At 73.4% G+C, this 12787-nt stretch carries 10 protein-coding genes; 5 read left to right on the top strand and 5 right to left on the bottom strand.

Annotated features, from left to right (window positions below; translation table 11 throughout):
- Positions 1–2: 2 nt before the first annotated feature.
- Positions 3–1736, top strand: coding sequence for an L-aspartate oxidase (locus BM236_RS14315; RefSeq protein WP_091125076.1), 1734 nt, complete (start codon positions 3–5; stop codon positions 1734–1736).
- Positions 1737–1772: 36 nt separating this feature from the next.
- On the opposite strand, the gene BM236_RS14310 is transcribed toward BM236_RS14315, so the two are convergent.
- The 4 genes from BM236_RS14310 to BM236_RS14295 form a co-directional block, all read right to left on the bottom strand.
- The gene (locus tag BM236_RS14310) at positions 1773–4520 is read right to left on the bottom strand and encodes a helix-turn-helix transcriptional regulator (RefSeq protein WP_091125074.1); all 2748 of its coding nucleotides are present in this window, start codon (positions 4518–4520) and stop codon (positions 1773–1775) included.
- A gap of 101 nt (positions 4521–4621) precedes the next feature.
- Positions 4622–5353 (bottom strand): sigma factor, encoded by a 732-nt coding sequence (locus BM236_RS14305; RefSeq protein WP_091125072.1) that lies wholly within the window; start codon positions 5351–5353, stop codon positions 4622–4624.
- 223 nt (positions 5354–5576) lie between these two features.
- Positions 5577–8372: a helix-turn-helix transcriptional regulator gene (locus BM236_RS14300; RefSeq protein WP_091125069.1), complete on the bottom strand. Its 2796-nt coding sequence runs from the start codon at positions 8370–8372 to the stop codon at positions 5577–5579.
- A 145-nt stretch (positions 8373–8517) separates the two neighbouring features.
- A complete protein-coding gene (locus BM236_RS14295; RefSeq protein WP_245750355.1) occupies positions 8518–8985 on the bottom strand; it encodes an RrF2 family transcriptional regulator in 468 nt (155 codons plus the stop codon).
- An 88-nt stretch (positions 8986–9073) separates the two neighbouring features.
- Between BM236_RS14295 and BM236_RS14290 the strand changes: the two genes are divergently transcribed.
- The 4 genes from BM236_RS14290 (at position 9074) to qcrB (ending at position 12461) form a co-directional block, all read left to right on the top strand.
- Positions 9074–9805 (top strand): SDR family oxidoreductase, encoded by a 732-nt coding sequence (locus BM236_RS14290; RefSeq protein ID WP_091125065.1) that lies wholly within the window; start codon positions 9074–9076, stop codon positions 9803–9805.
- 270 nt (positions 9806–10075) lie between these two features.
- Positions 10076–10657 (top strand): redoxin domain-containing protein, encoded by a 582-nt coding sequence (locus BM236_RS14285; protein WP_091125063.1) that lies wholly within the window; start codon positions 10076–10078, stop codon positions 10655–10657.
- 114 nt (positions 10658–10771) lie between these two features.
- Positions 10772–10945, top strand: coding sequence for a hypothetical protein (locus BM236_RS19050; protein ID WP_175507696.1), 174 nt, complete (start codon positions 10772–10774; stop codon positions 10943–10945).
- A 13-nt stretch (positions 10946–10958) separates the two neighbouring features.
- Positions 10959–12461, top strand: a complete 1503-nt coding sequence (gene qcrB / locus BM236_RS14280; RefSeq protein ID WP_091125061.1) for a cytochrome bc1 complex cytochrome b subunit — start codon at positions 10959–10961, stop codon at positions 12459–12461.
- A 31-nt stretch (positions 12462–12492) separates the two neighbouring features.
- On the opposite strand, the gene BM236_RS14275 is transcribed toward qcrB, so the two are convergent.
- A partial coding sequence (locus BM236_RS14275; protein WP_139230118.1) for an integrase core domain-containing protein occupies positions 12493–12787 on the bottom strand: 295 nt, incomplete at its 5' end.

Below are 12787 nucleotides of genomic sequence, written 5' to 3'. Positions count from 1 at the left end.
GCATGAGCGCGAACGAGCGGCGGATCACGACGAGCGTGCTCGTCATCGGCACGGGCGGGGCGGGCCTGCGGGCAGCCATCGAGCTCGCCGAGGTCGGGACCGACGTCCTGGTGATCGGGAAGCGACCGCGGCTGGACGCCCACACGTCCCTGGCCGCGGGCGGCATCAACGCCGCGCTCGGCACGATGGACCCCGCCGACAGCTGGCAGCAGCACGCCGCTGACACCATCAAGGAGAGCTACTTCCTCGCCGATCCCCGCACGGTCGAGATCGTGGCGAAGGAGGCCGAGCGCGGGATCGCGGACCTCGTCCGGTTCGGGATGGACTTCGCCCGGGAGGACGACGGCCGGATCTCTCAGCGCTTCTTCGGCGCCCACACCTACCGGCGCACGGCCTTCGCCGGCGACTACACCGGTCTCGCGATCCAGCGCGCACTGGTCACCCGTGCCGAACAGCTGGACGTGCGGATCCTCGACGGCCTCTACGTCACGCGGATCCTGGTCAAGGACGGTGCCGCCTTCGGCGCCTACGCCTTCGACCTGACCGACGGCACCCGCTACCTGCTGCACGCCGACGCCGTGATCCTGGCGGCCGGCGGTCACACCCGCATCTGGCGGCGTACGTCGTCGCGGCGCGACGAGAACAACGGCGACTCGTTCCGCCTCGCGGTGGACGCCGGGGCGAGGCTGCGGGACGCCGAGCTCGTGCAGTTCCACCCGTCGGGCCTGCTCGAGCCGGAGAACGCCGCCGGCACGCTGGTCTCCGAGGCCGCGCGCGGGGAGGGCGGGATCCTGCGCAACGCGCTGGGCGAGCGCTTCATGGAGCGCTACGACCCGGAGCGGATGGAGCTCTCGACCCGCGACCGCGTGGCGCTGGCGTCCTATTCCGAGATCAAGGCCGGCCGCGGCACTCCGCACGGCGGGGTCTGGCTGGACGTCTCCCACCTGCCGCGGGAGACGATCATGACCCGGCTGCCCCGCGTCTACCAGACCCTGCTCGAGCTGCAGATGCTCGACATCACCACCGACCCGATCGAGGTCGCCCCCACGGCGCACTACTCGATGGGCGGCGTCTGGGTGCGTCCGGAGGACCATGGCACCGACGTCGACGGCCTGTACGCGATCGGCGAGGCGGCCAGCGGGCTGCACGGCGCCAACCGGCTCGGCGGCAACTCACTGATCGAGCTGCTCGTGTACGGCCGCATCACGGCTCGGGCCGCCGCGGAGCACTCCGCCTGCCTGCAGACGCACCGGCGGTCGCGCGAGGCGGAGGACGAGGCGCGGGAGGAGGTGCGGGCGCTGGTGGTCTCGGACGGTCGGGAGAACGTGCGCGCCCTGCAGCGCGCGGTCCGGGACACGATGACCGAGCACGCGGGCGTCGTACGCGACGAGGCGGGACTGCTGGCGGGCCTGCTCGACGTCGAGGAGATCGAGGGCCGGGCCGAGTCCGTCGGCATCCATCCCGACATCGCCGGCTTCCAGGACCTGGCACACGCCTTCGACCTGAAGGCGTCGCTGCTGGCCGCGCGAGCCACGCTGGAGTGCGCGCTGGAGCGTCGCGAGACACGTGGCTGCCACAACCGCGGCGACCACCCCGACCTCGACCCCGATCTCCAGGTGAACCTGGTCTGGTCGCCCGCGATCGGGGTGGTGCGTGAGGAGATCGCACCGGTCCCGGCCGAGCTGGCCCGGCTGATCCGTGACGAGGTGTCGACCGAGGGCAAGCTCGTCGAGTGAGGGACGACCGGGCCGGCGCCGCGTCCGTGACAGCGCTCAGCTGCTGAGCTGGGGTCCGATCTCCCGCCGCGACCGGATCCCGAGCTTGGTGAAGACCTTGCGCAGGTGCCACTCCACGGTGTGTGCGCTGAGGAAGAGCTCGGCCCCGATCTCCGGGTTGGTCATCCCGGCGGCGGCGAGCTCGGCGATGTGGAGCTCCTGGGGAGTGAGCGGGGACGACGCGGCCGACGGACGCCGCTCGACCGGGACGCCGCTCGTGCCCAGCGCGGTGAGCGCCCGCTCCGCGAAGGCGGCCACGCCCATCCGGTCGAGCAGCTCGTGGGCGTGCGTCAGGCGCTCGCGTCCCTCCCCGATGCGCCCCGAATCCAGCAGCCACTCGCCGTACACGAGGTGCGCGCGCGCCGCGAGGGCGCCCACCCCCGCGCGGTCGAGCCGCTCCATCGCCTCCAGGTAGTCCGCCTCGGCGTCCTGGCCGGACGTCACCAGGGCGGACACGTACGCCGCGGTCCCCCGCGCCCAATCGCTGCCGCTGGCCAGCGCCCTGGAGCGCAGGTGGCGTACGGCGTCGCCGGCCTCGTCGGGCCGGCCGAGCCGGGCGGCCGCCTCGGCGACCTCGACCATCGACCAGGTGGCGAGCCCCATCTCGGCCGGGTGTGCCGCACCGGCCCGTCCCGCCGTCAAAGCCTCCTCGTGACGGCCGGACCCGTTCGCCAGGACCGCTGCCGCCCACTGGGTCGCCGTCACGACCTTGCCCTCGTCCTCCAACAGGCTGTCCGCGTTGATGCGCTGGATGATCGCCGCCGTCCGCTCCTCCCGGCCCTGCCACGGCGCCAGCACCAGCGCTCCGTAGTTCGCCGCGACGCTGCCTCCTGCCACGTCGGCCAGCGCCGCGGCCTGGGCGAGCAGAGCCTCGCCGGTGGCGAGATCGCCGGCGAAGACGCGGTTGGAGAGCCGGAGCAGGAACGCCGACGGCAGCACGGCGAGCGCCCCCGACACACGGGCGAGCTCGACGAGCCGGGCGGAGAGTGCCGACCAGGTGTCGAACTCCCACGCGTCGTGTGCCATCCGGCAGGCGAGCGGAAGCCAGCCGAGCGCCTCGTCCGGCGGCAGCTCGTCGCCCTGGTAGCCCGCGAGCGCCTGCTGGAGCGGGTGCAGCCCGCCGGCGTCGCCCGCGACCAATCGGGCCGCGCCCTCGAGGAGCAGGTCGTCACGCGTCGGGTCCTGCTGCGGACGCACCGACAGGATGGCTGCGGCGACGTGCTCGGCAGTGCCTGCCTCCTGGGGGACGCTGCCTGCGGTCATCGCGGCATACAACGCATCGCGGTAGGTCTGCTTGGCCGACCACGGGTCGAGCGCCTCCAACCGCTTCGCCGCCGACAGCAGCAGCGGCAGTCCGGCGCTGGCGCTGCGGGACGCGGCCAGGACCTGGCCACGGACGAGGTCGGCCTGCGCCTCGTCGCGCTCCGTGAGCGGGTGCAGCCGGGCGGAGTCGAGGAGCTCGATCGCCCGGGAGAACTCCCCCGCCTGCGCCTCGAGGGTCGCCGCCCGCAGGGTGCGGGCGCCCCGACGGGCCGGGTCTGGGGTCAGCTCGGCGGCCCGGTCGAGGAATGCCGCAGCAGCGGCGAGCCCACCACGTGCCATGGCGCGCGTGGAGACATCCACCAGGTCGGCGGCGATCCGCTCCTTCGCCACTGCCGTCGCGTTGGCCAGGTGCCACGCCCGTCGGTCCGGGTCGATGTGCGGGTCGATCGCCTCCGCCAGCGCCCGGTGCACCTGGCGCTGCTCCGAGGGCGGTGCCGACCCGTACGCCGCCGAGCGGACGAGCGGGTGGCGGAACCGCGCCATGCTCCGCATCGTGAACAGGTCGGACGCCTCCGCCTCGGCGGCGGCGACCTCCACGTGGAGGTGGAGCGCCTCCGCCGCCCGCCGCAGCAACGAGACATCGCCCGCCTGCTCGGCGGCGGCGAGCAGCAGGAGTCGCTGGGTCTCCGGCGACAGGGCCTGCACCCGCCGGCGGAACTCCTCCTCCAGGTGGTTGCCGACCGAGACGGACGTTGCGTGCGCGCTCCCGGCGATGAACGCCGTCGTGCGAGGCAGCTCGAGCAGCGCCAGCGGATTGCCGCGAGCCTCGGCGAGCACCCGCTCCCGGATCCGTGGGTCGACCCGGCCGGGGGCGCTGCGGGTCAGCAGGGCGCGAGCGTCATGGTCGGCGAGGCCGCTGACCTCCAGCTGCGGCAGCGCCCGGAGCGGGTGCTCGGGGGCGTCGTCGCGCAGGGCGGTGAGCAGGAGCACGCCTTCCGCGGAGAGCCGGCGGCCGACGAAGGCGAGGGTCTGCGCCGAGATCCGGTCCAGCCACTGCGCATCGTCGACGAGGCAGAGCAGAGGGCGCTCGGCCGCGACGTCGGCGAGGAGGCTGAGGGTGGCCAGACCGACCAGGAAGCGGTCGGGAGCGCTCCCGCTGCGCAGCGCGAAGGCCGTCTCCAACGCGTCGCGCTGAGGTGCGGGCAGCTCGGTGAGGTGGTCGAGGAACGACCCGCACAGCTGGTGCACTCCCCCGAAGGCCAGGTCCGCCTCGGACTCGATCCCCGCCACCCGCGCCACCCGGAAACCGGTGGCTCGCTGGGCGGCGTACTCGAGCAGGGCGCTCTTCCCGATCCCTGCCTCGCCGTGGAGGAGGAGCGACGCGCTCAGTCCGCCCTCGACGGACTGGATCAGCTCGTCGAGCGCTGCACACTCACGCCGTCGTCCGAGCAACGCCGCCGACGGTCTCGGACGTTGTTTCATCGCTGGCCGTGAGCATAGTGACTCCGGTCGCGCCGAGTCAGCCGCTGTTCAGCGCCGCGCACACCGGTCCTGGTGGCGCTTCCCGCCGGCGCGGGACTGGGTCAGGCGAACCGGGCCATCGGGCGGTGTCCGCGCCCGATCGGGGAGCGGTGAGTGCCTGCGCAGGCAAGGGCGCGGGCGGCGTCGTCGACCAGGAGCCGCTCGAGCGGCTGGAAGTCGCCGGTGCCGGCGGCGCGGAGGAATGCGGTGGTCAGCAGGTGCAGCTCGGCCGGGTCGACCGCGTGGTCCTGGCCGCCGTCGAGGCGGAGCCGGGCGCGGCGGACGAGCTGTCTGGTGTTGGCCACGCTCGTCCGGAGGAGGCTTGCGATGTCGGCGTACCGGTGGTCGAAGCCCTTGCGCAGCAGGTAGGCGGTCAGCTCGGGCCGGGTCAGCCTGGCCAGCATCAGCCGAAGGCTCTCCTGGACCGCCGCCACCTGCTCGACGCGGGCCGCGGGGTCCTGCCCGCTGTCGGCGAGGTCGGCCGGGGGCGGTTCGGCCGTGGTCTCGTGGCGGTGCCGCGCGGTCTGGATCAGGTTGATCGCGAGGTGCGTCGTCGCGGTGGTCAGGAACGCTCCCGGGCTCTTGATGGCCGTGCGGTCGGTGCGCTGCCAGCGCACCCATGCCTCCTGGACGACGTCCTCGGCGCTGGCCACGTCACCGGTGATCCGGTGGGCGATGCGGAACAGCCGGATGCGGTGGGCGAGGAAGACCTCCAGCGCACGCTCCATCTCGACCACTCCGTCGTGAGCCTGGGCAGCCTCACGGGGGACGATGTCCCGTGCGAGCGTCGACATAGGGTTCCTCCTGGTAGCGGGGCGCCGGGAATGGCGCTCCCCCTACGCTCCCGCTCGGGGCGGGCCGCCCGCGCCACCGACCTGCGTGGTGCGGTGCGTGGCCGGCCCGTGGTGAGGTGCGTGGCGGGAGCGTGGGCGGACACCGTGGGGCCGCTACGCGATGCGTGGCAGCGCCGGTGACCCGTGCCGACGGCCGGCGTCGCCGCGGCTCGCGGAGGGTCGTTCAGGGCTGGGCGGCGATCTCGAGTCGGCCGTGACTGCCCTGGCTCCGGAGCGCGGACGGCAGCTGGCGTCTGGAGCTGATCCCGAGCTTGGAGTAGACCTTGCGCAGGTGCCACTCCACGGTGTGCGGGCTGAGGAAGAGCTCGGCCCCGATCTTCGGGTTGGTCATGCCGCCGGCCGCGAGAGCGGCGATCTGGGCTTCCTGCGGGGTCAGCGCCGTGGCCACCTCGATGGTCCGCGCGCGGACGTGCTCGCCGGTCGCGTGCAGCTCCCGACGGGCACGCTCGGCGAATCCGGTGGCACCCATGGCGTCGAACATGTCGTGCGCGGTCCGCAGCTGCTCGCGTGCATCCGAGCGGCGTCGTGATCGGCGCAGCCACTCCCCGTAGAGCAGATGGGTGCGGGCGACCTCGACCATGACACGGTCGCGGGCGAACTCGGCCAGGGCGGTGCGGTAGAGCTGGTCGGCGTCGTCGTCGGAGGCGAGGAGGGCCCGGCTGCGCGCGCTGGCCCCTCCGGCCCAGCCGCTGGTCGCCGCGCTGGTGAGGTCGATCAACCGGTGCAGTGACTGCTGGGCCTGGTCCAGCTCGCCACACCGCACGGCCGCCTCGATGTGCTCGACCAGCGGGAGCCCGGTGAAGTTGTAGCCGTCGTGCTCGACGCCGGCACGGGCCGCCTCCAGGGCCGTCTCGTACTGTGCGAGGCCGTTGTAGAGGACGGCTCGGATGTAGCCCGTGACACCGAGCAGGGAGACCTCGCCGCGCTCGGAGGCGTTGGCCAGCGCCGGCCGGATGACGTCCATGGCCGCCTCCTCGTCGCCGCGCCAGCCGGCGAGCACCAGGGCGGCGTAGGCGTGCGGGGCGTTGCCCGTCGCGGCGGCGATCGCGTTCGCCTCGTCGATCATCCGGGCCGCCGCGGCGAAGTCACCGTGGTGGATCTCGACGCCGCCGGCATAGATGAGCGCAGGCGGGAGGACGCTGAGAGCGCCGGTGTCGCGGGCGAGCCGGACGGCGCGGCTCGACAGGGCGTCCCACGCAGGCAGGTCCCACGCGTGGTGGATGAAGGACTCGATCGCGACCGGCACGTGGAGCAGCCACCGCATCGTCTCCTCGCGGCTGGTGAGCTCCTCGGTGACGAACGGCTCGAACGCCCGTTGCAGGGCCGGCACCCCCGCCTCGTGTCCGTCGGCGAGAAGCGTGGCGACGCCGTCGAGCAGCTGGTCCGAGGCGGCCGAGGCCGACGGCTTGGTGCCAGCACTCCGGGCGGCGACGGCGGCGGCTCGCGCACCGGCCGGGCCGTGCACCCGCCCGGCGAAGACGGTCGCGCTGATGGCCTCCAGGAAGGTCTCGCGGGCGAGCGGCGAGCCCTCGGCCGCCAGGGCCTGGGCCGCCTGCAACAGCAGCGGAGCCGCCTCGTCGCTCCTGCTCCGGGCGAAGAGGATGCGGGCACGCAGCCGGTCCAGCCGCGCCCGGTCGAGCGCGGTGAGCGGGCTGAGCTCGGCGAGCGAGGCGAGCTCGGTCGCCCGGTCGGGCGATGCGGCCGAGAAGTACGCACTGGCGGCGGCGAGGGCTCGCGTGCCCCGCAGCCAGGGGTCCGGGGTGAGCTCGGCGGCGCGTTCGAGGAGCACCGCCTCGGCCGACATGCCACCTCGCTGCCGAGCCCGGTCCGCGGCCCGCTCCAGACCGGTGGCGACGTCCTCGTCCGGACCGTCGCAGGCCTGGGCGGCGTGCCAGGCCCGTCGGTCCGGGTCCGTGACGGGGTCGGTCGCCGTGGCGAGGCTGCGGTGGACGGCGCGGCGCTCCTCGGGGGCGGCCTGGCGGTAGACGGCGGACCGCGCCAGGGGGTGCCGGAAGCGCAGCGTCTCCCCGAGCTCGATCAGCCCGGCCGCCGTCGCCGGCGCGGCGTCGGGCGTGATCTGCAGGAGGTCGGCCGCCCGCAGCATGAGCCGCGGGTCACCGAGCGGCTCGGCGGCGGCGATGAGGAGCAGCGTGCGGGTGTGGTCGGGCAGCGCGTTGAGCCGGCGTACGAAGTCCTGCTCGATGCGGCTGGACATGGTGGCCGTCTCCACGGCGTCCAGCCCGTAGGCCAGCTCGGCGGCGCTGCGGCCGCGGCAGAGCTCGAGCAGGGCAAGCGGGTTGCCGTGCGTCTCGGCGACCAGCCGGTCGCGGACCTTCTCCTCGAGCAGACCGTCGACGGCCGCGTCGAGCAGCTCGGCGGCCGCGCCCGCGTCCAGCCCCTGCACCCGGATCTCGGGAAGGCCGACGAGGACGGACGCGCCCTCCGGCTCGCGCACCCCGAACACCATGGCGACGGCTTCGGCGAGCAGGCGGCGCGCCACGAACTCGAGCGTCAGCAGCGAGACCCTGTCCAGCCACTGGGCGTCGTCCACGACGAGCAGCACCGGCCGTGTCTCGGAGGCGCGGGTGAGCAGGGTGAGGACGGCGAGGCCGACCAGGAACCGGTCGGGCGGGTCGCCGGCGGCCATGCCGAACGCGACCTGCAACGCGTCGCGCTGCGGGTCGGGCAGGTCGTAGATCCCCGACATGAACGGCGCACAGAGCTGGTGGAGGCTCGCATACGCCAGCTCGATGTCGGCCTCGATGCCCTGGGCCCGACTGACGGTCGCCCTGCGGCCCTGGGCGACGACGTAGTCCAGCAGCACCGACTTCCCGATGCCCGCCTCGCCACGGATCACGCATGCGGCCGAGCGGCCGGAGTGCAGGTCGACGAGAAGGTCGTCGAGGGACGCGCGCTCGTCGCGCCGACCGACCAGGCGAGGCGGTGTCGTGGCGCTCATCGGACTCCTCGGACGGCTCCGAAGGACTGTGTCGGTGGATGTGCTCAAGGGGAACGCTAGCGGCTCGGTCGCCCCGCGTGACCACCCCGCACCCGCGACCTCCTCCGAGATGCTCACCGGTCCGTCCGACCCTGCTCGTTCCTCGTCACGGCCGCAGCCACCGGCCGACGGCGACCTGGGTCGGTTCGTCGGTCTCCGCCGCGACCTGGCCGGCGAGGTCGGCGATGGTGACCTCGCGCAACGAGGCGCGCCAGGCGCGCTCGGCGGCGGCCATCACCGTGGCCACGCCGCAGGGGCGTACACACTCCTCCGGCGACGCCCCGAAGGGACCGTTCTGCCGGATCTCGGTGCACCGGAAGGCAGCTTCCCGGCCCTCGATGGCCTGGACGACCGCCAGGACGCTCACCTCGTCGGCGGGCCGCGACAGCACGTACCCGCCGACGCGGCCCTCGGTGGTCTCGACGATGCCGGCCCGCGACAGCGACTGCAGGCTCTTGGCCAGGTAGGTCCGCGAGACCCCGTGGAACTCGGCGAGCCGCTGGGCCGAGACGGGACCGTCGGCCGAGCTCAGGACCACGCAGCAGTGGATGGCCCACTCGACGCCAGCGTTCATCTTCACGACCTCAGCATAACCCGGTTACGTCTTATCCGTGTTTCGTGATTCAATCACGGATGTCAACTATCCGCGTAAGGAGCACATCATGAAGATCGCCGTCGCCGGTTCGACCGGCCTGATCGGCAGCCAGGTCGTCACGTTCGTCCAGCAGGCCGGGCACGAGGTCGTCGGCCTCGCCCGCCAGACCGGCTTCGACCTGACCGTTCCCGATGGACTCACCGAGGCGCTCGCCGGCGTCGAGGCCGTCATCGACGTCACCCAGAGCCCCTCGCTGGACGAGGCCGAGGCGACCGCCTTCTTCCAGACGGTCGCTGAGAACCTCGGTACGGCCGCGGTCGCGGCCGGCGTACTCCGCACCGTGGTGCTCTCGATCGTCGGCGCCGACAAGAGCCCGGACTATGGCTACTACGTCGCGAAGGTCGCCCAGGAGCAGGCCGTACGCCGGTCCGCGCCCGGCCCGGTCGTGCTGCGCGCCACCCAGTTCCACGAGTTCGCCGGACAGATGCTGGAGTGGAACAAGGACGGAGCCGTCACCCACATCATCGACGTGCCCCTGCAGCCCGTCGCCAGCGCCGAGATCGCCCGTCTCCTCGTCGAGCTGGCCACGGCCGACACCGCCGCGGACACCGATCTCGCCGGTCCGCAGCAGGAGAGCCTCGTCGACCTGGTCCGCCGACTCGTCGAGCTGCGCGGCGAGGGCCTCGAGGTCGAGGCGGTGCCCGCCCCCGCCAGCATGGCCGGCGGTTCGATGCTGCCCGGCCCGGACGCGGTCGTCCGTGGACCGCGCTGGGAGGACTGGGTCGCCGAGCAGTCCTGAGCCGACGACACCCGGCTGCGCGGGCGCCGTCCGCGCCCGCGCAGCTCCCGTCGGGTTCGTCGCGAGCCCGCCCGATGTCACCGATCCGCCCGCTGACCGGTCATGGGCCGTGTGCCGGATCGCCCGGCGGGAGAGGACGACCGATGGGCCAGCTCGCACGCGTGACCACGCGAACCCTGGACGTGGGCTACCTCGCGGCGTGTGCCCGGGCTGTCGTCGACGTCATCGACCTGAGCCGCCGGACCACCACCACCGACTGAGGAGCCCACCATGCACCCTGCACTGATCCCCGGGGGCACGTTCCCCGACTACGACCTGCTGGACCACACCGGGACGAGGCGCCGCCTCTCCGAGATCCAGGGCGGGGACCCGATGATCCTCACGCTCGCGCGCGGGGCGTACTGCCCCAAGGAGCACCAGCAGCACCTCGAGCTCGCGGCCTTCTACCCGAAGATCGCGGTCGCCTACACCCGGGTCGCCACGATCACCCCGGACCAGCCGCGCGGCGGGCAGGAGTTCCACGACGCCGTCGGCGCCCAGTGGCCGTTCCTTTCCGACCCGGAGCGGACCGTGCAGCGGGATCTCGACATCTTCGAGTACACCGATCCCGGCGACGACCCGATGATCCCGCACACCCTCGTGCTCGCGCCCGGGCTGGCCGTCCACTCGGTCTACAACGGCTACTGGTTCTGGGGCCGGCCGACGACGACCGAGCTGTGGCAGGACCTGCGGACCGTCACCCGCGAGATCCGGCCCGACTGGGACCTGACCGCGCCGGGGCTGCGCGAGCGCTGGGACGCGGGTGACCGCGAGCTCTTCTACGGGCACGCCGCGCGGCCCGTCAGGCAGTAGCGACGACCCGGCGGGCCCGCCGGCTGCCCGGGCCCGCCGTCACAGTCGAACCGCGGCGGCGGTCATCCCTCTCGACCGAGGCGCTCGCCGCCCCCCGATCACCAGGAGCCAGACATGGAACGACGCCACCTCCGCCCCAGCCGGACACGGATGCTGCACGGCGCCTGGGCCGACGGGTCGAGCTGGGCCGGCGTCGTCCGCGGTCTGCAGCACGACGGCTGCCGGACCGTCCCGTTCGCGAACCCCGTCCGCGTCATCGAGCGGGCCGTGCGCAGCACCCACCACTGAGAGAGCACCGGCCATGACCTCGACGACGTCGCTCCGCGAACAGCAGGTCACCTGTCCGCCACCCGCGCGGACCCACCGCAGACGCCTCCGGTCGATGGCGACGTACGGCGGCCTCGCGATGCGGGCGGAGCCGAACCACTGGAGCCGCCTGCTCGGCGCGGTGTCGGCGAGCTGCCTGGCCGTCCTGGTGGTGACCGGCGTCCTCCTGCTCGTGCACTACGACCCGTCGTCGGAGGTGGTGACCTACTCCGGGACCTACCTGCCGTTGCGCCGGGTGCCGGTGAGCGCGGCCTACGCCTCGACGGTCCACCTCTCCCTCGAGGTCCGCGGCGGGATGCTGCTCCGGCAGACGCACCACTGGGCGGCGCTGGTCCTGCCGGCCTCGCTCATGCTGCAGCTGGCGACCCGGTTCTTCACCGGGGCGTTCCGCCGGCCCTACCGGCTGGCTTGGGTCCTGCTCGCCACCACGTTCGTGCTGGCGCTCGCCGGCGGCTGGAGCGGCTACGACCTGCCCGACGACATGCTGTCCGGGACCGGGCTGCGGATCTTCGAGGGCATCCTCGTCGGCACGCCGTTCGTCGGCAGCCGGCTCACGGCGCTGGTCTTCGGTGGCGAGTTCCCGGGTGACATCGTGCCGCGGCTCTTCTGGCTGCACGTCCTGGTCGTCCCGGTGCTGCTCGCGGCCGTGCTGGTGGCGCGGTACGTCGTCGCCCGGCGCCGGCGACCGCCGCAGCTGCCCGGGCCGGGACGCCGGGAGTCCAATGTCGTCGGCCCGCCCTGGCCGGCCGCGGCGGCGCGGCGTGCCGGGATGTTCCTGGTGACCGCGGGCGTCCTGGTCGTCATGGGCGGGACGCTGACGGTGGCGCCGATCTGGCTCTACGGCCCCTTCTCGCCCGAGTCCGCCTCGGCCGGCAGCCAGCCCGACTGGTACACGTCGTGGCTCGACGGCGCGCTGCGGCTGGCTCCCTCCAGCTGGGACGTCTCCTGGCTCGGCGGGACCCTGCCGCTCGCCGTGCTGGTCCCCGAGCTGGTCGCGGCCGTCTTCCTGGGCGTCGTCGTCCTCTACCCGCTGCTCGAGCAGTGGGTGACCCGCGACCGCGGCGAGCACCACGTCCTCGACCGGCCGCGCAACCGGCCCCGCCGCACCGGACTCGGGGTCGCCGGCTTCACCTTCTTCGGGCTGCTCTGGCTCTCGGGCAGCACCGACATCGTCGCCACGACGTTCCACGTCGGCTTCGAGACGCAGGTGCTCGTCCTCCGCGTCCTGCTGGTCGCGGCTCCGGTGCTGGGCTACATCGTCACCGTCGGGCTATGCCGGGCGCTGCAGGCGCGTGACCGGGAGGCCGTCGAGCACGGCGTGCCGACCGGCCGGATGATGCGGTCGGCGGAGGGTCGGTACTGGGAGCCGCACGTGCCGCTCCGCCCCGAGGCACGGGGCCGGATCGGAGCCGCGGCTCAGGAGGAGCGGGCGTCCCGCCAGTCCTCCGTCATCAGGCCGCGCAGCTCCCGCAGGTAGCGGGTGAGCAGCGCCTAGGTGTACCCGGCCATCAGGTTGGTGACAGGCGGCTGATCGGCGGTCGTCCTCCGAGTGCGCTGTGGCGACGTTCAGTGTTGTAGTGCTCGAGCCAGGGTGCAAGGGCTGCTGCCCGGTCGGCGTTGCTGGTGAAGACCTGGCGGTAGGCCCACTCGGTAGCCAGGGTGCGGTTGAGGCGCTCTACCTTCCCGTTCTGCCACGGGCAGTGGGGCTTGATGAACTTCTGCTGGATGCCGTGCTCGGCGCAGACAGCTCGAAGCGACCAGCGGTAGGCCCAGGCGTTGTCGGTCATCAACCGTTCGATCCGG

It is taken from the genome of Nocardioides terrae (assembly GCF_900112345.1).
GTDB lineage: Bacteria > Actinomycetota > Actinomycetes > Propionibacteriales > Nocardioidaceae > Nocardioides > Nocardioides terrae.
This window is presented reverse-complemented; position numbering and strand designations above follow the sequence as displayed.

Coding starts and splice junctions, on each gene's coding strand:
- BM236_RS14315 (WP_091125076.1), top strand. CDS start 3: ATGAGCGCGAACGAGCGGCGGATCACGACGAGCGTGCTCGTCATCGGC.
- BM236_RS14285 (WP_091125063.1), top strand. CDS start 10,076: ATGCACCCTGCACTGATCCCCGGGGGCACGTTCCCCGACTACGACCTG.
- qcrB (WP_091125061.1), top strand. CDS start 10,959: ATGACCTCGACGACGTCGCTCCGCGAACAGCAGGTCACCTGTCCGCCA.
- BM236_RS14310 (WP_091125074.1), bottom strand. CDS start 4,520: ATGAAACAACGTCCGAGACCGTCGGCGGCGTTGCTCGGACGACGGCGT.
- BM236_RS14305 (WP_091125072.1), bottom strand. CDS start 5,353: ATGTCGACGCTCGCACGGGACATCGTCCCCCGTGAGGCTGCCCAGGCT.
- BM236_RS14290 (WP_091125065.1), top strand. CDS start 9,074: ATGAAGATCGCCGTCGCCGGTTCGACCGGCCTGATCGGCAGCCAGGTC.
- BM236_RS14300 (WP_091125069.1), bottom strand. CDS start 8,372: ATGAGCGCCACGACACCGCCTCGCCTGGTCGGTCGGCGCGACGAGCGC.
- BM236_RS19050 (WP_175507696.1), top strand. CDS start 10,772: ATGGAACGACGCCACCTCCGCCCCAGCCGGACACGGATGCTGCACGGC.
- BM236_RS14295 (WP_245750355.1), bottom strand. CDS start 8,985: ATGAACGCTGGCGTCGAGTGGGCCATCCACTGCTGCGTGGTCCTGAGC.